Below are 1009 nucleotides of genomic sequence, written 5' to 3'. Positions count from 1 at the left end.
CGAACAACGCTCTTGAACCCAGCCATCTCAGCCCCCAGCGAATCTTGTTCCCTAATTGCTAGTTAACAATTCATTGGCGCGCAATTGGAATGTCGGGGCCGCAACCCCGATTGGGCTCAGCCTTTCGGATAAGACCCTGTCCGCCCGTCGGGGATGATGGACAGGTCAGAGCGACCGAGTGGACCCGGGGGCGCTCAGTTGCTCGATGACACCCTCAAGGCGAGCCCGCATGTCCTGGATCGGCTCCTCCGCCCCACCCAGCGCACACCCGATCTCCTGGCGCACCTTCAGCACCTCGGCCTGAAGGTGGCGACCATGCTCCGTCAACTCGATCCGCACCTGACGCTCGTCTGCAGCGTCGCGAAGCCGGCGCAACAAGCCGCCCTTCTCCATGCGCTTGAGCAAGGGTGTGAGCGTACCGGAGTCAAGATGCAGCCGCTTGCCGATCTCCTTCACCTTGAGCCCCTCCTGCTCCCAGAGCACCAGGAGCACGAGATATTGCGGGTAGGTGAGGCCCAAGGGCTCCAAGCCGGCCTTGTAGGCGGCCGTGAAGGCATGGTGGGCGGCATAGACGGTGAAGCAGAGCTGCCGGTCAAGGCGCAACAGGTCGTTGGTATCAGCCATGAAAGCCTCTTAGCACGAGCAATGACAGGACGGCATCAGCCAAAAGAATAAGTTGCGTTCATCCTAATCGTGTTCCAATGGTTAGCACACAATCAAACAGCACGAAAGCCAGCCGTGACCCGCATCAGCTCCCTTGCCCTCGCTTGCGCCTGCAGCGGCATGCTCCTGGGCAGTGCCGTCATCGGTGCGGGCTCCATCGTCGTCGCGAGCCAGGCCAAGCTGCACCTCGCCTTCGATGCGCCGCGCATCCAGGCACCAGCCGCGCAGGTGGCGCCGGCCCGGATCCGGGTCGCGGCCCTAACGGCCGGCGGCGTCGACGGCGCCCGGCGCGCGGGGCGCGTCGTCTATGTCGGCCCGTTCACGGCACGGTGAGCCCGATGACCAT

Annotated in this window: 2 protein-coding genes; one reads left to right on the top strand and one right to left on the bottom strand. The window is 63.8% G+C overall.

All coding sequences use genetic code 11. The features are described 5' to 3' along the window. Positions 1 to 165 precede the first annotated feature (165 nt). The gene (locus tag F0L46_RS25325) at positions 166 to 624 is read right to left on the bottom strand and encodes a MarR family winged helix-turn-helix transcriptional regulator (protein ID WP_149822388.1); all 459 of its coding nucleotides are present in this window, start codon (positions 622 to 624) and stop codon (positions 166 to 168) included. Positions 625 to 738: 114 nt separating this feature from the next. On the opposite strand from F0L46_RS25325, the gene F0L46_RS25320 reads away from it, so the two are divergent. After that, the gene (locus tag F0L46_RS25320) at positions 739 to 996 is read left to right on the top strand and encodes a hypothetical protein (RefSeq protein ID WP_149822387.1); all 258 of its coding nucleotides are present in this window, start codon (positions 739 to 741) and stop codon (positions 994 to 996) included. Positions 997 to 1009: the final 13 nt, after the last annotated feature.

The sequence above is a fragment of the Salinarimonas soli genome, assembly GCF_008386575.1.
In the GTDB taxonomy this organism is placed as follows: Bacteria; Pseudomonadota; Alphaproteobacteria; order Rhizobiales; family Beijerinckiaceae; genus Salinarimonas_A; species Salinarimonas_A soli.
The sequence above is the reverse complement of the archived record's forward strand: the minus strand, read 5'-3'. Positions and strand labels throughout refer to the sequence as shown.